We start from the raw sequence: 19,722 nt of genomic DNA on the forward strand, positions 1-19,722 counted from the left end.
CACGTGATGCACTCCGTGAACGGCGGCCGCCAGGCGAGCCGCATGCCGTTGTGTCTCGTCGGCTGTGGTGGCATGGGACGCCGGCACCTGTCCGGGTACGCCGCACTGACCCGCGCTGGGCTCTGGCGGACGGATCTCGTTGCCGTGTTCGACGTCCGCCGGGAGGCCGCGGAGGCGGTGGCCGACGACGCGGAACGGCTGCTGGGCAACCGGCCGCGGGTTCACACCGAACTCGCGGCTGTGTTGGACGATGAGGACATCGCCGCCCTCGACGTGGTGACGGATCCGTCGACCCATCACGCCATCGCCGTGCCGGCGTTGGAGTCCGGTCGACACATCCTCTGCGAGAAGCCGCTCGGCCTGACCATCCGGGCCTGCCAGGCGATGCTCGACGCGGCGCGTTCCAGTGGTGCGGTGCTCGCGACTGCCGAGAACTACCGCCGCGGTGGCCCCAACCGGATGGCCCGCGCGGTTGTCAAGGCGGGCTTGCTCGGCCGTCCGTACCTCATGGTGCAGCAACTCGTCGGTGGCACCGATCGGGTGGTCATCACGCCGTGGCGGCACCGCAAGGAACGCGGCACCATCGCGCTCGACATGGGCGTCCACCTGACCGATCTGGTGGAGTTCTATCTCGGCCCGATCGCGAGCGCGTACGGCCGGGGCCTCATCGCCGAGCCGGTACGCCGGACGGCGGACGGCGAGCCGGTCGAGGCGACGGGGGAGGACTCGCTGCTCGGCCAGTTCCGTACCGCCTCAGGCGTCGAGGTGCAGCTGGCCTACCTGCCGGCCGGTCCCGGACACCGTTACGTCCAACGCACGATCCACGGCTCGGCCGGCTCGATGGCGATCCCGCCGGACCGTACGGACGGCGAGGTCGAGCTACGCCGCGCGGACGGTGTCGTCCGCGGCCGCGAACTGGCCGCCGAGTTGGGGGAGGCGTTCGTCCTGGACGGCACCACCGTTGCCCTGCTCGGCCCGGACGGCACCGGTGGCGGCGCCCCGTTCGCCGAGGTCGACGCGGGCTATCTCGGGGTGGAGATCGCGGACTTCGTGAGCGCCGTCCTCGACGGGCATCCGCCGGAGGTCGACGGCCTCGCCGGCACCCGGGCGGTGGCGGCGGTGCTCGCGGTGCTGGAGTCGGCCGCTCTCGGCGGGCCGGTGAGCCTTGATGACGTGCTGACCGGTGCCGTACGTAGCTACCAGGACGACATCGACGAGGTCCTCGGGCTGGCCGGCCCGGGCGCGAGCGAGGGGACAGGGGCGAGGCTCGCATGAACGCACCCTTCCGCCAGGTCGCCGTTGTCGTGCACGACCTCGAGGCGGCCGTGCGCCACTGGTGGCAGACGCTCGGTGTCGGTCCCTGGACGGCGTACACCCTGGCCCCGCCGCGGCTCCGCGACTGCGTTTACCGCGGCGAGCGGGTGGACTTCTCGCTGCGGCACGCACTCGCCTGGTCGGGCGAGATGCAGTTCGAGCTCGTCCAGCCGCTGTCGGGCCCGAGCATCTTCGCCGACCACCTGGAACGCCACGGTGAGGGTCTGCAGCACCTCGGCCGCTATGTCGAGGACCACCCGGCCGAGGTCGTGGCGTACCTCGAAAAGGGCTTCACGCCACTCCAGAGCGCCCGGGGATTCGGCGCGGAGGGCGACGGCGCCTTCGCGTACTTCGCACCACCCGGTGGCAGCGGTCCCGTCGTCGAGCTGATCTCCGCGCCGAAAGTACGGATCGAGCCCGACTTCAGCTATCCGGAGCACTGAACAGCACCGGTGCTCCGCGGGAGAAGCGCCCAGGGGCCGGCAGGAGAGGGGATCGATGCGCATCGACGAGGTGGAGACGTTCACGGCCGGCGGTGCTCTCTACGTGCGGCTGACCACGGACACCGGCGTCCAGGGGATCGGCGAGTCGACCTGCTTCGGGTGGCCGGTCGCCGTCGAGGAGGTGGTCCGGTCGTTCCGGAGTTATCTCGTCGGCGCGGATCCCTTCGACGCCGAGGCGCACTGGCTGCACCTCTACCGCACACTCTGTTTCCGCGGCATGGTCGTCGTCGGCGCGATCAGCGCGATCGACCAGGCCCTGTGGGACATCCGCGGCCGGCCCTTCGAGGTACCGGTGTGGCAGCTGCTCGGCGGGCGGTCCCGGCGCGCGGTCCGGGCGATGAAGGTGATCAGGGGCGATTCGGCGGCCGCTGTGGCCGACGCCGCGGCCGGGGCGATGGCGGCGGGCTACACGGCGGCGAAGGTCATCCTGTACGGCCACGAACACCACACCATGCGGCACGCCGCCCGCCTTGCCGACCTGGTCGAACGCTTCACTGCCATCCGCGACACGGTCGGCTGGGACCTCGACGTCGGCATCGAGCTCCACCGGAACATGGCGCCCGGCGACGCTGTGCAACTGTGTGAGGAGATTGCGCCCCTGCGGCCGTACTTCGTGGAGGACCCGATCCCGCCGGACTCGGTCCTGGCGTTCGGCGAGGTCGGCGCGCGGGTGCGGGTCCCGCTGGCGGCGGGAGAACGCAACACCACGATCTGGGAGTTCCGGGAGTACGCCTGCCAGCCAGGGGTCTCCTACCTGCGCCCCGACGTGGGGGTGGCCGGCGGGATCACGCACGTACGCAAGATCTGCGCCCTCGCCGAGGCCCACCACCAGGGCATCCTGCCGCACGCCGTCCCATCGGGGCCGGTGGCGACGGCGGCGCATGTGCATCTCGGCATCGCGGTTCCCAACTGGGAGGCGCAGGAGCACGTCGAGCAGGACGGCGGGCCGGCGTCCGACCTGGTGAAGGCGGTGGTCCCGCTGGTCGACGGCTGGCTGTACCCACCGGACGCGCCGGGTCTCGGGGTCGAGCTGGACGAGGAGGGCTTGGCGCGGACGCCCGTCCGTGCGATCGGAGTCGGCGCACCGCTCCGCGAGGACGGCTCGGTGGCCATCCGATGAGGCGCGATCCGGAGCAAGAACGCCGGCCGAGAGTCGGCATCGCCTGCGATCCGCGGGTCCGCGAGGGCTACCTCGCGCCAGCGGACCTCGCGCGGCTGGAAGCATTTGCGGAGGTCCGGTTCGCTGACGTCACCGGTCAATGGTCCACGACCGATCCACCGCCCAACGACCCCGAGGCGGAGCAGGCGCTGGCAGAGTTTGCCGCCGACCTGGACGCGTTGGTCGTCTGCCACGGCGCGCCCCTCGTCAGCGGCGCAGTACTGTCGGCCGCTCCGCGCCTGCGCGCCGTCGGCGACCTCGAGGGAGACCGGTTCGGCGCCCGGATCGACGTCGCAGCGGCGACCGCACGCGACGTCGCGGTCATCGACACCACCCACGGGTCGTCCTATCCGGTGGCCGAGTGGGCCCTCGCCCTGGCGATCATCGGTCTGCGTGACGCCGCCCGCCGGTTCCGCGCGCTGATGACGGATGCCCCACACCGCAAGGGCGACGTCGCCCGACCCCGGGAGCTCACGGGGCGAACCGTCGGGCTGATCGGCTTCGGGCACATCGCCTGGAGGCTGGTAGAGCTGCTCGCGCCCTTCGACGTCGACCTGGTGGCCCACGATCCGTACGCCCCGCGCGAGTTGGCCGACGCGCTCGGGATGACCTACGCACCATTGGATGTCGTACTCTCCGCCGGCGAGGTCGTCATCTGCCTTGCTCCGTTGACGCCCAAGACCCGCGGCATGCTGGGTGCACGAGAGCTGGACCTGTTGCGGCCCGGGTGCGTCTTCGTCAACGTGTCGCGGGGTGCGATCGTCGACACCGCCGCCTTGGTCGCCCGGCTGAGGCGTGACGATATCGTCGCCTGCCTCGACGTCCATGATCCCGAGCCCATTCCGGTCGACGCCGCCGTCCGCGGCCTACCCAACGTCTTTCTCTCCCCGCACATCGCCGGTACGACGGTGGAGTCACGGACCCGGTTCTTCCAGCTGATGGTTCACGAGCTCGAACGCGTCTTCGCCGGTGCAGAACCACGCGCCATGCTGACATCGCGCATCGTGTCCGTCCGCAACGGCGCCGACCCGTCCGGCACCGCCAACCCGTCCGGCACCGCCAACCCATCCGGCACCGCCAACCCATCCGGCACCGCCAACCCATCCGGAGGTGAACCGTGATCCTGGACAGCCACTGCCATGCCTGGCGGCGTTGGCCGTACGAACCACCGGTGCCGGATCCGGATTCCCACGGCAGCGTCGAGCAACTGCTCTACGAGATGGATGTGAACGGCGTCGAGAAGGCCGCGCTCGTCTGCGCCCGGATCGGCAGAGACGACTGCGCCAACGACGACAACAACGACTACGCCGCCAGGGCCGCGGCCCGCCACCCGGACCGGCTCGTCGTCCTCGCCGACGTCGACTGTTCGTGGCGGCCCGAGCACCACACGCCCGGGGCGGCCCGCCGACTGCGGGAGACCGTCGAGCGGTTCGGCGTCACCGGATTCACTCACTACGTCCACTCCGCCAACGACGGCTGGTTCCTCACCGCCGACGGCATGGAGTTCTTCGCCACGGCGGCCGAGCTCGACCTGATCGCGAGTCTGGCGATGTCACCCGCGTGGCAGGCCGATCTCCGCGAGGTGGCGCGTGCGTACCCCACGCTGCCGATCCTCGTCCACCACCTGGGCGGCCTGTCACCTGCACGTCCGTCGTACGACGAGGACATGGCGCAGGTGGTCGCCTCAGCCGAACTGCCCAACATCGGCGTCAAGGTCTCCGGATTCCACTACGCGTCCGCCCCGCGCGGCTGGGACTTCCCCTACGCCGACGCGCGCGAGACGTTCCGGCACCTCTTCGCCGCCTACGGACCGCATCGGATGTGTTGGGGCTCCGACTTCCCCGCCGCCCGCCCTTTCCTTACGTACAAGCAGTCGTTGGAGGTCCTCCGCTCCCACTGTGACTTCCTCGAGCCGGCCGACCTCCACCTGGTTCTCGGCACCACCCTGGCCACCCTGCTCGACACCCGCCGCCCCGCCACCGCAACGGAAGGAACCTAGCCATGCCCGTCACGCTCATCGCGAGATACCAGGTCCGCTCGGGTCACGAAGCCACCGTCCAGGAGGCCCTGACCCGGATGGCCGCACGGGTCAAGGCCGACGAGCCGGGATGCCTGCTCTACCAGGCGAACCGGTCCATCGAGGTCGAGAACCTCTTCTGCCTCTACGAGGTGTACGCCGACGAGGCCGCGCTCGTCGCCCACCGCGAGACACCGCACTTCGCGGAGATCGTCGAGGGCGAGATCGTCCCGCTGCTGGACAAGCGGGAACGCGAGGTCTACACCCAGGTCGTCGCATGAGACTCGTCCCGTTCGCGGTCGCTGGCCGGGCCGGATGTACGCAGCACCTCGGAGCGTTGGTCGAGGGTGACGCCGACGGCGGGACGCTGGTCGACCTCACCGCGGCGACCCGTTGCCTGCTCGCTTCCCGATCTGCCACCCGCGAAGCGGCCGATCGGATCGCCCGGGCGCTGGTCCCGCCCTGTGTTACGGCCTACATCGAAGGTGGCGAGCGCACACTGGGCACCGCCCGCGAGGCGCTCGCCGCGGCCGTCACCACCGGTTGGGCGACCGACCCGAACGGCGCCCAGGTGCGCTACGACGTTGCCGACATCGCCCGGCTGCCGGCTGTGCCCGAGCCACCGTTGCTGCGCGACTTCATGGGCTTCGAGGAGCACCTGCGCAACATCTATCCCCGGCTCGGCCGCGAGATCCCGCCGCAGTGGTACGAGATTCCCGTGTACTACAAGGGGAATCCGTCCGCGGTCGGAGCGCACGGTGACGACATCCCGGTCCCGTCGTACGCCGACGCGCTCGACCTGGAGTTCGAGATCGCCGCGGTCATCGGCCCGGGCGGTGTCGACATCGCCGCGGAGGAGGCACTCGACCACGTCTTCGGCTGGACGATCTACGACGACTTCTCGGCCCGTACCATCCAGGCACAGGAGATGGCGGTCGGTCTCGGTCCGGCCAAGGGCAAGGACTTCCTACGCGGCCACGTCCTCGGTCCCTGCCTCGTGACCGCCGACGAGATCCCCGATCCGTACTCCCTCACACTGACGTCGCGGGTCAACGGCGAGGTCTGGACGCGGACCAGCACCGCAGGCATGCACTGGCGGTTCGAGCAGATGATCGCGCATGCGTCACGCGGCGAGCGGATCCGGGCGGGTGAGGTCTTCGGTTCCGGCACCGTGGGCGGCGGCAGTGGTGCCGAGCAGGACCGGAGCCTCGCACCCGGCGACGTCGTGGAGCTCGAGGTCGACCGGATCGGCGTTCTTCGCAACCGGATCGTGGCGTCAGAGCGATGAGCAACCCACGCTTGACCGTGGTCGAACGGCCGGGTCGAGTATTCAGGTGTGCGGTACGTCGATGTCGGGTCGGATTGGTCCGGGCGCGACGAGGATCTCGGTCTGGGGGTCGTGGTGGAGATGCGGTGTCCCGGCGATCACAATGGTCGCGTGTTCCCACGGCCTGTGGTGGGCTAGGAAGGGCCGCTCCGCCGCGGCGTAGCGGTCCCAGAAGTTTTCCGCCGCCTGGTCTCCACCGTCCCGCGCGATGCCTCGCTGCCTTGCCTTGTCGGAGTCGGACTGCACCCAGATGGTCGCATCGACGAGATGGGCGAGCTCTTCCCGGCCAGCACCGACGCCCTCGATCAGGAGTACTCGCCGGTGCGCAGAGACCTCGATGGCGCCCTCGCGACCACGTAGCGACCACGCCGGTGGTCGAAGCCGGACACGTGCTCCCCGGAGCACCGGCTCGACGATCCCGGTCACGAGGAGATCAACCCAGCCGAAGAACGAGTCAGAGTGGTACCAAGCGACATCGTCGATGTGAACCACACCTGCCGCTGGCAGCACTCCACGAAGGCGTTCGGCGACCGTGGTCTTACCTGCACCGGATCGACCGTCAACCGCGACGATAGCGGGACGCCCGACTGTCGCACCATCGAGGAGCATCTCAGCAGCCTCGCCCAGAGGTGCTACCAGCCACCCACTGGCCGCCGGCTCCTCTGGATACACGTTCAGGGCCACGTACGCCATTATCGGCAATGTGCAACCAACGGGTGCGCGATCGGCTCGGTCGACGCCGCAATGACTGCGGTGGGTTTGCCCGCCGTCGTGGGATTGGCAGGTCCGTACGCACGCACACGTAGCTGTCGGTCGTAGTCGGCGTGTTTCCACCACATCGCCGTGGCAACGATGGAGCCTGCTCCGACGAGCATCACGAGGCTGTAGCCGAGCGTCCCCGGCATGGTGTGGTCGGGCCCGGCAACGCCGGCGAGCAGGGCCGGCACGCTCCACGGGAAGTAGTGGCCGTAGCCGTTTCCGCGTGACTACGGTCAGACGTGGGCGGGTGTGGGCGGTGAGGTCTGCCGCGGCGAGCTCCGCCACCATGCGTCCGTGGTGGATGACGGCGATCCGGGTGGCTAGCCGGGCGACCTCGGTGAGGATGTGGCTGGACAGCAGGATGGCGACGCCGTGGCGGTGGGCGAGATCGTGGAGCAGGTCGCGGATTCCTGCAACCCGGCCGGGTCGAGGCCGTTGGCTGGTTCGTCGAGGATCAGTAGGTCCGTCCGGTGGATGAGTGCCTTCGCCAGCCCGAGTCGTTGGCTGTTCCCAGGGGAGAGGGTGCGGGCGCGGCGGCCGGCGTAGGGCACGAGTCCCAACTGCGCAAGGACGTCGTCGACAACCCACGGACCGGTCAACCCTCGCAGCCGCCGGACGATCTCGAGGTTCTCCCGCACCGTCAGCTCCGGGTAGACAGCGGGCGTCTCACGAGGTATCCGACGCGGGACCAGACCGAACTCCGTTCGGGGCGGACCTGTTCGGCCAGGTGCAACCACGTAGGACGTCCTCGGCGGACAACCCCTCGGGGTCGTCCCGTCATCAGGTCAGGGCGGCGAACTTTTCGACCTGGATGGTGGGGCCGGAGACGATGAGCAAGTCGCCCGCGTGGGTCGTCGTTTCCGGGCGGGCGTAGGTGAAGTCCATGCCGGGCCGCTTGACACCGACGACGGTGATGCCGTACTTGCTGCGAAGTCTGGACTGTTCGAGGGTTTTGCCGCCTGCCTCGCCGGGCGTGCCGGTCTTGGCGATGGCGAAGCCGTCGTCGAACTCGATGAAGTCGATCATCCGTCCGGTGACCAGGTGGGCGACGCGTTCGCCCATGTCGGCTTCGGGATAGACGACGTGGTGGGCGCCGGTGCGTTCCAGGATCCGTCCGTGCTTGTCGCTGATGGCTTTGGCCCAGACGTCAGCGACGCCGAGTTCTTCGAGGGCGAGGACGGTGAGCACACTGGCCTCGATGTCGGTTCCGATGGCCACCACGGCTCGGCCGAAGTCGGCGACACCAAGTTGGCGCAGTGTTTCGGCGTCCGTGGCATCGGCCTGGACGACATGGGTGATCCGGTCGGACCAACGCTGTACCAGGTCGAGGTTCTCGTCGATACCGAGCACGTCGTGGCCGAGGCGTACGAGGGAGCCGGCGACCGCGCTGCCGAAACGGCCGAGGCCGATGACGACCACGCTGTCGGGTCTGGGGACTGTCCGTCTAGCCAACGATCGGTCGCTCCTCTGGAAGCCGGTAGAGGCGGTGTCTGGTGCGCAGCGCGAGAGCGGTTGCCACCGTGATCGTGCCCACTCTCCCGACGTACATCACGATGATAAGCACCACCTGAGCGGGTGCTGGAAGGTCGGGTGTGAGGCCGGTGGACAGCCCGACGGTGGCAAAGGCCGAGACGCACTCGAAGAGGACGTCGCTGAGCGCGAAGTCGGTCGCGGACAGGACTACCAGGGTGGCAAGGGCGACTGCGGCAACGCCGAGGAGGGCGACGGAGAGTGCTTGGCGCTGGGCGTCCAACGTGATCCGTCGGCGGAAGACGATGGTGTCCGGCTCGCCGCGGATTTCCGCCCAAATCACATACGCGAGCAACAGGAACGTGGCCACCTTGATGCCACCTGCGGTGCCAGCGCTGCCACCGCCGATGAACATCAGGACATAGGTGACGCCGAGGGTCTCCTGCCGAAGTTCCGCCACGTCCACGGAGTTGAAGCCGGCAGTCCGCGACGTCACCGAGTGGAAGAGCGATGCCAGCACCTTGCCGTTGACGTCAAGCGGCCCCACGGTGCCCGGATTGGCCGACTCGAACACAAGGAACGCTGCCATACCACCGAGGAGAAGGATCACTGTCCCGCCGACGGTGAGCTTGGTGTGGATCGACCACCTGCTGGGTCGTCGCTCACGGCTCAGGTCGTACAGCACCGGAATGCCGATCCCGCCGATCACGATCGCCACCATGATGGGCACGATGATCGCTGGATCGGCGACGAAACCGGTGAGGTTGTCAGAGTAGGTGGAGAACCCGGCGTTGTTGAACGCCGACACCGCATGGAAACCGCCATGCCACAGGGCGCCGGGCCACGTCGCTTCGTACGCCGCGTGCATTCGCAGGGTAAGGGCCGCAGTCACCGCCAGTTCGACGCTCACGGTGACCAGAAGAGTCATTTTCAACACCCTGGTGATGTCACCGAGGCTCAGGGTACGTGTCTCTGCCTGTGCCACCAGCCGGTTGCGCAGGCGGAGCCGCCTGGTCACCAGCAACCCGAGTAGGGAGGCACCGGTCATGATGCCGAAGCCGCCAACCTGGAACAGCGCCATGATGACGGTTTGACCGAAAACCGACCAGTACGTCGGGGTATCCACCACAATCAGACCGGTGACGCAGACCGCAGACGTCGAGGTGAACAGTGCGGTCAGCAGCGGCGCCCGGCCATCGCCGGCATGGGAGAGCGGGAGCGCCAAGAGCAGGGTGCCGACCGCGATCGTCACGAGGAAGGCGAGCGGCACCAACCGTGCCGGGTGCTGAATCGTCCGACGCACGAGAGCCCATGATCCCTCAGCACATCCGAGACCTCTCGGCAGGGTCACCGCGGGCGGGGATACCGAGGGGTTCAGGTCCGGCGACGGCACTAGGGCGATCTTTCGCGGGTGCGATATGTTGGCCGCTGGTGTGCCGGGAAGCCTGGTCGGCGTCGTTGGTGATGTCGTGCCGTGAGGGGCTTCCTGATGCGTGCTGGCGAGTTGGCGGCGGATTTCCCGACTGTTGGGTGGGATACGCCGGATCTAGAGGTGGCTCGCCCCCTGGCTGGGGTGAATCTTCCGGCCCCTCTTCCTCGCGGTCGGCGACAACGAACACACTCTGTCCGGCGTGATCACGTTGGACGCACTGCTGGACCGGATGCTGGCGTCGTGACCGCCATCGCCTGGGTCGCGTGGCGATCTTTGCCTACCTCCCTATGACCGCACCGGACAGGTCGTAAACCCTTGCCTGCCATCCACACGCCAAGGCCCAACCCTGCCGAGGAGGCGTCCATGAAGTTCAAGCGATGGGAGATCGTGCTGCAGTACAGGGACCATCCCCACAGCGAACAGCCCGACTACGAGAAGGCGTACGGCAAGCGGTACCTCACCCGGCGCGGGGCGGAACGACAGGCAGCCGCGTGGTGGTACGTCGAGGAGAAGACAGGGATCACGTGCACCGTCCGGAGATGCCCTTGACACGCTGTTGGCGTCGCCGCCGCGGGTCGCTTTCCTGGTCGTGGACGACCCGCAGCAGGCCGCGATCAACGAGGCCAACGCCGCCGGGCTCGGTGGAGTCGTCGGCGACGCCACCCGTGCGGTCTGGCAGTTGCCGGCTGCGGAATCGTGGAGGTACTGTGCCCTTCAGCGCTAGGTGCGCATCCAGTCCGCGGAAAGGGCCGTGCCCACCCTCTTGATCAGTGTGAAGGTGACGAACCTTCTTTCAGCCTGATTCGGGCGGACTCCAGGCGACGTACGAAAGAGGTTCGTATGGATGCCATCTATGCCCGGTCGCTGCCGCCGCGCCCCAGCCTCGAGCAGTACAAGAAGCAGGCGAAGGACCTCCTGAAAGCCTGTAGGGCCGAAGATCCCGAGGCCATCCGGCGGATCAATCATCAGCGGCCCCGGGCGAGCGAGACTGACGGTGAGCTCGCCGCTTCGGGTTGCACGCTTGCCGAGTCCCAGTTCGCGATCGCTCGTGAACACGGCTTCGAGAGTTGGCCGAAGTTCTCGAAACACCTGCAGGGGTTGGCCAACGGCGCCGTTCGACAGTACGAGTCGGCAGTGGACGCGATGGTCCGGGGTGACGTGGCGGTCCTGGAGTCGCTGCTGGACAGCGATCCGCGACTGGTCCGGGAGCGGTCGACGCGTGTTCATGGCGCGACGTTGTTGCACTATGTGGCCGCCAACGGTGTGGAGAACTATCGGCAGAAGACGCCGAGCAATGCCGTGGACGTGGCTGATCTCCTCCTGGCCCGTGGCGCCGAGGTCGACGCCACGGCGTCCATGTACGGAGGGCCGGCGACGACGATGGGCCTGCTCGTCTCCAGCGCGCATCCGGCGGAGGCTGGTGTACAGGTCGCCTTGGTCCACAAGCTCCTGGACTTCGGGGCAGCCGTCAACGGGCCTGGAGACGACGGCGGACCGCTGCTCACCGCGGTGATGTTCCAGTACTCTGCCGCGGCCGAGGCGCTCGTCCAGCGGGGTGCGAGGGTGGACAATGTGGTCGCGGCAGCGGGTCTCGGCCGGGAGGACCTTGTGCGGGCCTTCGTGGCCGACAACGGCGTCCTGCGCCCGGAGGTCCGCTTGGTGAGCGTCCCCACGCCGCGTTCGGCGCCTGACCCGACAGCGAACCTCGGGTGGGCGAACGTGTGTGCAGCCGTGCACGGGCGTACTGGAATCGTCGAGTTCCTGGCTCAGCGTGGGGTCGACCTGGCCGCGAGGGGCTTTGCCGGCCTGACGGCGCTGCACTGGGCCGCGATCTACGGGCACCTGGACATCGTGGATCTGCTGCTGGAGCGCCACGCTCCACTCGAGGACACGAACAACCACCACAGGGCCACCGTCCTTGGCTGTGCGGTCTGGTCGGCGAACCGCTCCCCGTCGAAGGACTTCGTGCCGGTCATCGAGAGTCTGCTCGCAGCCGGGGCGAGCGTGGCCGCGGTCGAGTTCCCCACCGCCAACGAAGCTGTCAACGATCTCCTCCGCCGACACGGAGCGGGCGAGAGCTGACCGATGAACCGCCGCACAAGGAAAGTGAAGAACGCATTGCCGAAGAGCGCCGGCACGATCAGCGGATAGAGCGCTTGTCCGCGCCGGGACAGTCGAGCTGCTCGCCCAGTTGCGCTTCGTACCGGTCGAGATGCACGCGCACCGCCTCCGCCGCGCGGTCGGGGTCACGGTCTCTCACGGCCTGCGCGATCGCGTGGTGCTCCACGGCGTTCTCGCTGTCGTCGAACGCGCCGACATCATGCACCAGCCTGGCCAGCTGGGTGTGCGTGTGCAGACCCTGGAACGTCTCCAGGAGCACCGGATTGCCTGCCGCGCTGACCAGGGCCTCGTGGAAGCGCTGGTCGTGCTGGAGGTACGTACGGAAGTCGCGATAGCGCGGAGTCGGGGCGAGGACGTCCATCGCGGCGAGTTCACGCTCCATCGCCCGCAGGTCAGCGAGGATCGCGCGCTGCGCCGCCAGTCTGGCCGCCTCCGTCTCGATGAGCCGCCGGACGTCGAGCAGGTCAGCCAGCTGGCGTTGGTTGAGCAGCGGCCTGGTCGTGTATCCCTTGAATGCCACGAACGCGACCAGCCGTTCGGCCGCCAGACGGGCAAGCGCCTCGCGGACCGGTGTCGCGCTCACGCCGAGATCGGCGGCGATGCCCTCGATGCTGAGTCGCGTGCCGGGCGCGGTCGCCCGGTCCATGATGCGTTCCTTCAGCGCGTCGTAGACCCCGTCGACGAGCACGGTCCGCTCGCTGCGTGCCACCGGCGCCTCCAGCCGAACGCGTCATCCTGCGCTGTCGCGGTCGATCGTATGCCGATCCTCGACGTCGATCCGTCCGAACAACCTGCTCTCCATCCGGTTCCTGGGGGAGCTGTTTCCGGACGCGCCCATCGTGCACGTCGTCCGGCATCCTGTGCAGGTGGCCGCGTCGCACCTGTTGCAAGAGAGGACCGGCGCGGGAGACCCGCTGCGGTGCGAGGATGGAGGAGGCAAGTCCTCCAAGGTGGTCCTGGCTCAGCACTCTCGCCGGCGGGCTTGGAGGGAAGTGGCAGCATGGCGCTTTTGTTCAGGTTCGACCGGATGGCCACAATGACGGCCGAACTCTACGACGAGCTCGTCCGTCGGCTGGAAGACAGGGGCGCGGGTGCGCCACCGGGCCGTCTTTACCACGTCGCCTACGGACCCCTGGACCGGCTGAAAGTCGCCGATGTCTGGGAATCGCCCCAACAGCTCCAGGAGTTCGGCAAGACGCTCCTGCCGACAGCCGAGGAGCTCGAGGTCGTCCTGTGGGAGCCCGATGTCAACCGCGTGTTCGACATCATCAGGCCACCACGGACAGACGTCGAGGGACCGCCGCGTCTCCTGGTGAGGTTCGATCCGCCGGGACTGAACGCAGGACAGTACAAAGAGATCCGCAAACGCCTCGACGAAGCCGGACTCGGCGCACCGCCTGAGCGGCTCTACCACGTCTGCTATCGCGAGGATGACCAACTCCGCCTCATGTCTGTATGGCAGAGCGAAGAGGCGCTCCGCGCCTTCTACGACCGGATCGTCCGCATCACCGCCGATCTCGGGATCCGTGAAGTCCCACGAACGACGCTCGAGATCGAGGAAGTGCATCACATCATCGACGGGTCAGCTCCTCACTCACGCTGACTGCCGACATGCAAGGACGTGTCGCGGGGGCTATGCCCAGCCCCGTTCACGCGCTTCCACTCCCGCCTGGAACCGGGTCGACGCGTTGAGTTCGCGCATGAGCCGTTGGATGTGCCGTTGCGTCGTCCGCAGACTGCTGTCGAGGGAGCGAGCGATGTTGGTGTCGGTGAGCCCTGCCGACAGGCAGAGCAGCAACGCGGCGGTGGTCTCGTCGGGTTGGCTCGGGTAGCCCGGATGCTCATCACCGGGTACGAACGACCGCAGGGGGACCGCCCGCTCCCACTCGGACTCGAAGAGAGCGACCAGTGCGTCGAAGAGATCGCAGGGATGGACCACCAGCGCGGCCTCGACCTGGTTGCGCCCCGTGTGCACGGGAACGAACGCCTGCCGGTCGTCGACGATGATCAGCTTCACCGGGAGGTCCGGGCGTACACGCGCCTGCTCGCCGTGCTCGCATCCCGCCCGGATGTCACTGCCGGCGCGGCCGGGCCACGTCAGCGCCTCCGGCGTGTAGATGACGCGATAGGTGACACCTTCGGCGAGCCGTCGTACCTCTGTCGACCTGCCGGAGCCCGGACGCATCGCGTAGGGCGGCCGGTCGAAGCCTCGAAGCTGCACCCGTGCGGTCTCCTGGAAATGGAGGACGCGGCTGATGATGTTGTCCGTTCCGGTGATGACCTCGATCAGTTCGGCGGGGTGGATGTGGCGGGAGGACTCGCGGAACGCCGCCAGAAGCTCGTGGCTGGATTGGCGGGCCTGCCGGAGTTGCTCGTCGTGTCGGGCGATCAGGGGGTCGAGTGCGATGTCCGGTGCCACCGCGAGGTAACGCGGCTCCGCACCTGGTAGCCGGTTGGCCAACCCCCGCCGGACCAGATGGTGAGCGGCATGGTCGGCTTCCTGCTCCGAGATGCCCACGTGGCCAGCCAACTCGGTCGCGGTCGAACGGGGATTGTTGATGAGGGCCGTGTAGAGCGCCGTCTCCGTCGCTGTGAGCCCGAGGACCTCGAACATCTCTCTCCGATCCGGACTGGCGGACATCCGCCAACAGCCACATATCCGCCGTCTGGCGGTCTTGTGCCGTCCGAGAGTACGGCGGGATAGTAGCGCCACGGACGATCAACGGCGGCGTAGCCGGCTCTCGGTGACAGATCGTCCTCCTCACCCGCGGCCGAATTCCACCCTCCACTCCCCGGTTCCGGGGTTGCGCTGTGCCAGGACCAAGGAGCGTCCATGAGACAACCATCCGGACTGTTCGGCGCGAGGGCGGGGATAGCCGGCCTGGCTGTCGTGGCGCTGCTCGTCTCCGGTGCCGCGGGTGCCGCCAGCTCAGCGCGCGCCACCAGCGCCACCAGCGCCACCAGCGCCACCAGCGGCGTCGGCGCGGCGGGTGCCGTCAGTGAACGTGCTGCCAGTGCGACCAACGCGAGCGCCGCACCCGCGCCGGCAGCAGTTGGTGCCGCCCCCCAGAGCGCCCAGGTGCCCGCACCCGCCGTCGGAACGCCGGTGAACGAGGTCACGCTGATCAGCGGTGACCGGGTGAGTGTCGGCGTCGCTCCCGACGGCAGGCCCGCGATTCGCGGCATCACTCCCGCGGCGCGCGCTGGCCAGCCACCGGTGGCGTTCCAGACGCTGAAGCACGGCGAGGAGTTGTACGTCGTACCGTCCGACGCGACCGCGCTCATCGCCGACCGTCGGCTGGACCTGGGCCTGTTCGACGTCGGCTACCTGGCAGCCAACGGCTACGCCGACGGCCGGAGCACCCACCTTCCGGTGATCCTTCGGTATCCGGCGTCGACCTGGCGGACGACCGTGCCCGCGCGAGCTGAGGCCCTGCCGGCCAGTGCGCGACGGCGCACTCTGGAAAGTGTCCACGCGGTCGCGGTCGATGTGGAGAAGGAGCGGGCGACGACGTTCTGGTCGGCCGTGGTGGCGTCAGCGAAGCAGGCGGGGCAGGGATCGCCGTCCACGCTGCGTGGTGGTCTCGCCAGCATCTGGCTCGACCGCAAGGTGCATGCGGATCTCGACCGGAGCGTGCCGCAGATCGGCGCACCGGACGCGTGGGCAGCCGGTTTCGACGGCACCGGGGTCACGGTCGCCGTTCTCGACAGCGGCATCGATGCCGAGCATCCCGACCTCGCCGGCAAGGTGATCGAGCAACAGAACTTCACGACCGAGGCCGACCCTGCCGACCACCTGGGCCACGGCACACACACGGCCTCGACCGTCGCAGGAACCGGCGATGCGTCGGAGGGGAGATACCGGGGCGTCGCGCCCGGCGCTGACCTGCTGAACGCCAAGGTGGTCGACGACGACGGGTCAGGCAACTTCTCCTGGGTGATCGACGGCATGGAATGGGCCGTCGACCACGATGCCCGGGTCGTGAGCATGAGCCTCAGCGGCGACCCGACGGACGGGACGGACCCGCTGAGCCAGGCGGTCGACAACCTGACCGCTACCTCGGGGGCGTTGTTCGTCATCGCGGCCGGCAACAGAGGTTCAGCCGCACAGACGATCGGTGCGCCGGGGGCCGCGGACTCCGCACTGACCGTGGCCGCGGTCGACCGGTCCGATGCGGTGGCGTCGTTCTCCAGTCGTGGTCCGCGAGCCGGCGACCGCGGTCTGAAGCCGGACATCGCCGCACCCGGTGTCGGCATCGTCGCCGCGCGGGCCAACGACACGACGCAGGGCACCCCGGTCAACGACTTCTACACCAGCCTCTCCGGAACCTCGATGGCGACGCCGCACGTGGCCGGTGCCGCCGCGATCCTCGCCCAGCAACACCCGGACTGGACCGCGCCGCGGCTCAAGCACGCCTTGATGAGTACGGCCAAAGCCGGCAACTCCACCGCCTACGAGCAGGGCACCGGGCGGGTCGACCTTGCTCGCGCGGTCGGCCAGGGCGTGTACGCCGACGGCAGCCTCGACTTCGGGCACGTGGCCTACCCGCAGGCAGATCCGATCTCGAGGGCCCTCACCTATACGAACATCACGGCGAAACCGGTGACGTTGACACTGCTCCCCGAACTTCGTGCGTACGACGGCGGGCCCGCGCCCACCGGAACGCTCACGCTCGACCGGACGACCGTCGTCGTCCCGGCGCATGGAAGCGTGGGCATCAGCGCCAGACTCGATCCCCGCAAGGTGATCGGCGGCGGTGCGTACCAGGGAACAGTCCGCGCGACCGACGCGAACGCGGAGACTCGCCTCACCACGACGATCGGGATCTACAACGCGCCAGCCACGGCGACCCTCACCGTTTCGACCAACGCGCCGACCGGCGCCACCCAGGTGCGGGTGGGTCGACCGCTCGTCGTACGGATGGACGGCCGGGAGGACCTCGACGACGGCCCGGTCTACCTGCCGGGCGACTCCGGCACGGTCACGCTCGCCAAAGGCCCCTACATGGTGGCCACCAGCGTCAGCTGGAAGGACGTCGACGGCGAGTGGAACCACGCCCTCCCGATCGCCCCACAGGTCGACCTCTCCGCCGACACCAGGGTCAGCTTCGACCTGCAGAAGGCGAAGAAGCTCACCGTCGAGACGCCGAGACCGACTGAGAGCTACGACGCTTGGATGGGGTACCAGCGCATCGATGCGCGCAAGCGGTGGCACGTGGAAGGGGACGTCGACGCCGCCTACGGCGCCCAGAACTACTGGATGCTGCCGACCGGGAAGGTCACCCAGGGCACGTTCGGCTCGGTCAGCCAGCACCTTCGTGGCGAGCCGTTGATCCGCATGACGGCAGTTGGGCAACCCGGCCGGTTGAACCCCGCGTACCAGGGCGTCGACCCGAAGTATCCGAAGCTGGACGGGCATCATGACCTGCAGTTGGTCAACGCCGGCAACGGTCTTCCCGACGACTTCGCGGGGGTCGACGTTCGCGGCAAGCTCGTCCTGCTGTCGTTGGACGACATCTGCCAGGACACCTGCTCCGCCGACGCCCTCGACCGGGTGACCACCGCCGCGAACGCCGGTGCGGCCGCGGTCGTCGGTTTCGGTGCGAGCGGTCGGGCATTTCTCGACGCCACGCGACAGTGGCCGGTCTACCCCATTCCCACCCTCAGCCTGCCCGCCGACGAGGGACGTGCGCTCGTCCGTACTCTGCAGTCCGCGCACGACAAGATCATCGTCAAGACCGTGGGCAGTGCCGAGAGTACGTACGTCTATGCGCTGAAGTTCTATGCGGACAAGGTGTCCGGCGATCCGGACCACAAGGTCGACAGCCACGACCTCTACCGGATCGACAACCGGATCCACGCCGACCAGCCGGTACAGGTGACCTCCGAGTGGGCCGCCCAACGGGCCGGCGAGATCGTCGGCACCGCCCACTCCGTCGCGTTGGCGTCTTCGGCTCCGCGGTCGCGGACGGAATACGTCGGGCCGCTCAGCGACACGATGCTCTGGCAGCGGCAGACCATCTACGGCGATGGTCCGCGGCAGGAAGCGATCGACCTTTTCGACCGACCGGGTAGGAGAACCGAGACCTGGGGATCATCACCGCTGGTGCCCGGGGTCAGCAGGTTCGCCAGCGATGTGCAGGCCCTCGGCAACGCGGTGCCGGTGTTCGGCGTCGACGCGACGTTCTGTCCAGCATGTCGTACGGTCGACACGTTCACGCCGATGTTCAATCTCACCGACAGCGAGACGAACCATCTGGGCGACATCACGTGGTACCTCAGCCCGGACCTCCAAGGAGGCGACGCCAGCTACGAACAGCACCTCTACCGGGGAGCGGAAGAGGTGCCCCTCGAGATCGGCACGTTCTTCCTGGGCTGCCTGTTCTTCTGCATCGAGATTCCCATACCCACCTACGAACTGCCCGCGGGGGAGTCGACGTACCGCTACACGCTGAGCTACGCCGACCTCTATCCCGGCACCCTTTACGCCAGGAACGTCGACACCGCCTGGACCTTCTCCTCGAGCCGTGCGTCCGGGGCGACCTCGCCGGAATACCGCTGCTGGGGCCAACTTCTCATCGGAGGTGACCCGAACGCACCATGCGAGGCCGAACACCTGCTCTATCTGAGATACGGCCTCGACCTCGACTCTGACAACACGCGGCCGGCAAGCAGCACCCACGCGATCACGATCAGCGGTTACCACGGTGCGCAGGTTGACCCCGAGCCCCGACTCACGTCCGTCGAGCTGTCGGTGACCTTCGACGATGGTGAGCACTGGCAGCGGGTGGCGACGTCAGAGCTCGGCCGCAACACCTACCGCGCCGTGATCACCCACCCGCCACTTCACCAGACCAGCGGAGCCGTTGGTATTCGTGCGTACGCCGAGGACGCGGAGGGCAACACGATCGAGCAGACCATCTCCCGCGCCTACGGCCTCGATGCCGGCGCCTAGGCCGGACAGTGGCTCTTTGCCGGTTACCCGGCCACGACGATGGTGACGGTGGAGCCTTGTGGTAGCTGTTCGCCGGCGCCCGGGTCCTGCGCGATGACTGTGCCTGGCGGGACGTCGGAGGTCCGCTGCTTCATCGTCCGCACCCTGAATCCGGCCTGGCTCAGCGCTGCCTCTGCGTCGTCTTCGTTCTGTTGGACGACGTCGGGCACGGGGACCAGCGCGGGGGTGTAGTAGAGGGTGACCGTCGAGCCGGCCTCGACGCTGCTCCCTTCGGCGGGGTCGACCGCGGTGACGGTGCCGGGGGCCTCGGAGGACCGGGGATCCTCGACCGTGTCGACGTTGAAGCCCTGGGACTCCAGCATCGCCTGTGCCTGGGCGACCTGTGATCCGATCAGGCCACCCGGCACCGTGACCTGCGGCTTGCCGCCGGAGATCGCGATGGTGACGGTGGAGCCTCGTTGGCGACGCTCGCCGGCGGTCGGGGTCTGCTCGATGACCGTTCCGCGTGGCACATCGGCGGACTCCTGCTCCACCTGCCTGACCTTGAAGCCGGCGTCTTCTAGTCGTGCTTCGGCGACTGCTTGGCTTTCGCCGAGGACTTCGGGGACTTCGATGAGGCCGCTGGAGTAGTAGACGGTGATGGTGGAGCCTTCGGGGGCGGGGGT

Annotated in this window: 21 protein-coding genes; 13 read left to right on the forward strand and 8 right to left on the reverse strand. The window is 68.4% G+C overall.

All coding sequences use genetic code 11. The features are described from left to right. Positions 1–6 precede the first annotated feature (6 nt). From ABN034_RS28115 to ABN034_RS28145, 7 genes are read left to right on the forward strand one after another with little or no spacing between them, the layout of a single operon-like run. The gene (locus ABN034_RS28115) at positions 7–1,275 is read left to right on the forward strand and encodes a Gfo/Idh/MocA family protein (RefSeq protein WP_349694016.1); all 1,269 of its coding nucleotides are present in this window, start codon (positions 7–9) and stop codon (positions 1,273–1,275) included. After that, complete coding sequence (locus ABN034_RS28120) at positions 1,272–1,757, forward strand: VOC family protein (RefSeq protein ID WP_349693995.1); 486 nt, start codon at positions 1,272–1,274, stop codon at positions 1,755–1,757. Before ABN034_RS28115 ends, ABN034_RS28120 begins: the two co-directional genes overlap by 4 nt. Positions 1,758–1,812: 55 nt before the next feature. Next, entirely contained in the window at positions 1,813–2,937 is a 1,125-nt protein-coding gene (locus ABN034_RS28125; protein ID WP_349693996.1) for a mandelate racemase/muconate lactonizing enzyme family protein, read from the forward strand. Further along, complete coding sequence (locus ABN034_RS28130) at positions 2,934–4,097, forward strand: NAD(P)-dependent oxidoreductase (protein ID WP_349693997.1); 1,164 nt, start codon at positions 2,934–2,936, stop codon at positions 4,095–4,097. Before ABN034_RS28125 ends, ABN034_RS28130 begins: the two co-directional genes overlap by 4 nt. Then, positions 4,094–4,975: an amidohydrolase family protein gene (locus tag ABN034_RS28135; RefSeq protein ID WP_349693998.1), complete on the forward strand. Its 882-nt coding sequence runs from the start codon at positions 4,094–4,096 to the stop codon at positions 4,973–4,975. The genes ABN034_RS28130 and ABN034_RS28135 overlap by 4 nt, the downstream gene beginning before the upstream one ends. 2 nt (positions 4,976–4,977) lie before the next feature. Next, positions 4,978–5,274 (forward strand): putative quinol monooxygenase, encoded by a 297-nt coding sequence (locus ABN034_RS28140; protein ID WP_349693999.1) that lies wholly within the window; start codon positions 4,978–4,980, stop codon positions 5,272–5,274. Next, complete coding sequence (locus ABN034_RS28145; RefSeq protein ID WP_349694000.1) at positions 5,271–6,281, forward strand: fumarylacetoacetate hydrolase family protein; 1,011 nt, start codon at positions 5,271–5,273, stop codon at positions 6,279–6,281. The genes ABN034_RS28140 and ABN034_RS28145 overlap by 4 nt, the downstream gene beginning before the upstream one ends. 42 nt (positions 6,282–6,323) lie before the next feature. Here the strand turns inward: ABN034_RS28145 and ABN034_RS28150 are convergent, their stop codons facing one another. The 5 genes from ABN034_RS28150 to ABN034_RS28170 form a co-directional block, all read right to left on the reverse strand. After that, positions 6,324–7,004 (reverse strand): uridine kinase family protein, encoded by a 681-nt coding sequence (locus tag ABN034_RS28150; RefSeq protein ID WP_349694001.1) that lies wholly within the window; start codon positions 7,002–7,004, stop codon positions 6,324–6,326. An 8-nt stretch (positions 7,005–7,012) separates the two neighbouring features. Beyond that, positions 7,013–7,267 carry a hypothetical protein gene (locus ABN034_RS28155; RefSeq protein WP_349694002.1) on the reverse strand — a complete coding sequence of 85 codons (255 nt, stop codon included), beginning with the start codon at positions 7,265–7,267 and terminating at the stop codon, positions 7,013–7,015. 132 nt (positions 7,268–7,399) lie between these two features. Further along, on the reverse strand, positions 7,400–7,816 hold the full coding sequence (locus tag ABN034_RS28160) for an ATP-binding cassette domain-containing protein (protein ID WP_349694003.1): 417 nt from the start codon (positions 7,814–7,816) through the stop codon (positions 7,400–7,402). Positions 7,817–7,859: 43 nt separating this feature from the next. Further along, positions 7,860–8,531, reverse strand: a complete 672-nt coding sequence (locus tag ABN034_RS28165; RefSeq protein ID WP_349329487.1) for a potassium channel family protein — start codon at positions 8,529–8,531, stop codon at positions 7,860–7,862. Further along, on the reverse strand, positions 8,524–9,852 hold the full coding sequence (locus tag ABN034_RS28170) for a TrkH family potassium uptake protein (protein WP_349694004.1): 1,329 nt from the start codon (positions 9,850–9,852) through the stop codon (positions 8,524–8,526). Before ABN034_RS28170 ends, ABN034_RS28165 begins: the two co-directional genes overlap by 8 nt. A 492-nt stretch (positions 9,853–10,344) precedes the next feature. Here ABN034_RS28170 and ABN034_RS28175 point away from each other — a divergent pair, with 492 nt between their 5' ends. From ABN034_RS28175 to ABN034_RS28185, 3 genes are all read left to right on the forward strand, one after another. Continuing rightward, positions 10,345–10,530, forward strand: a complete 186-nt coding sequence (locus tag ABN034_RS28175; RefSeq protein ID WP_349694005.1) for a hypothetical protein — start codon at positions 10,345–10,347, stop codon at positions 10,528–10,530. Between the two features lie 40 nt (positions 10,531–10,570). Beyond that, the gene (locus tag ABN034_RS28180) at positions 10,571–10,705 is read left to right on the forward strand and encodes a hypothetical protein (RefSeq protein WP_349694006.1); all 135 of its coding nucleotides are present in this window, start codon (positions 10,571–10,573) and stop codon (positions 10,703–10,705) included. A gap of 116 nt (positions 10,706–10,821) precedes the next feature. Then, positions 10,822–12,063, forward strand: a complete 1,242-nt coding sequence (locus ABN034_RS28185) for an ankyrin repeat domain-containing protein (RefSeq protein WP_349694007.1) — start codon at positions 10,822–10,824, stop codon at positions 12,061–12,063. A gap of 58 nt (positions 12,064–12,121) precedes the next feature. On the opposite strand, the gene ABN034_RS28190 is transcribed toward ABN034_RS28185, so the two are convergent. Next, a complete protein-coding gene (locus ABN034_RS28190; RefSeq protein WP_349694008.1) occupies positions 12,122–12,811 on the reverse strand; it encodes a GntR family transcriptional regulator in 690 nt (229 codons plus the stop codon). 127 nt (positions 12,812–12,938) lie between these two features. Between ABN034_RS28190 and ABN034_RS34615 the strand changes: the two genes are divergently transcribed. After that, complete coding sequence (locus ABN034_RS34615) at positions 12,939–13,142, forward strand: hypothetical protein (protein ID WP_502879105.1); 204 nt, start codon at positions 12,939–12,941, stop codon at positions 13,140–13,142. Next, positions 13,103–13,705 carry a hypothetical protein gene (locus ABN034_RS28195; protein ID WP_349694009.1) on the forward strand — a complete coding sequence of 201 codons (603 nt, stop codon included), beginning with the start codon at positions 13,103–13,105 and terminating at the stop codon, positions 13,703–13,705. Before ABN034_RS34615 ends, ABN034_RS28195 begins: the two co-directional genes overlap by 40 nt. A gap of 30 nt (positions 13,706–13,735) precedes the next feature. On the opposite strand, the gene ABN034_RS28200 is transcribed toward ABN034_RS28195, so the two are convergent. Further along, positions 13,736–14,716, reverse strand: a complete 981-nt coding sequence (locus tag ABN034_RS28200) for a helix-turn-helix domain-containing protein (RefSeq protein WP_349694010.1) — start codon at positions 14,714–14,716, stop codon at positions 13,736–13,738. A 219-nt stretch (positions 14,717–14,935) separates the two neighbouring features. Here ABN034_RS28200 and ABN034_RS28205 point away from each other — a divergent pair, with 219 nt between their 5' ends. Next, on the forward strand, positions 14,936–19,057 hold the full coding sequence (locus ABN034_RS28205) for a S8 family serine peptidase (RefSeq protein ID WP_349694011.1): 4,122 nt from the start codon (positions 14,936–14,938) through the stop codon (positions 19,055–19,057). A gap of 23 nt (positions 19,058–19,080) precedes the next feature. On the opposite strand, the gene ABN034_RS28210 is transcribed toward ABN034_RS28205, so the two are convergent. Further along, the coding region (locus ABN034_RS28210; protein WP_349694012.1) for a PASTA domain-containing protein at positions 19,081–19,722 on the reverse strand (642 nt) is incomplete at its 5' end.

Origin of the sequence: Actinopolymorpha sp. B11F2 (genome assembly GCF_040195635.1) — a bacterium.
In the GTDB taxonomy this organism is placed as follows: Bacteria; Actinomycetota; Actinomycetes; order Propionibacteriales; family Actinopolymorphaceae; genus Thermasporomyces.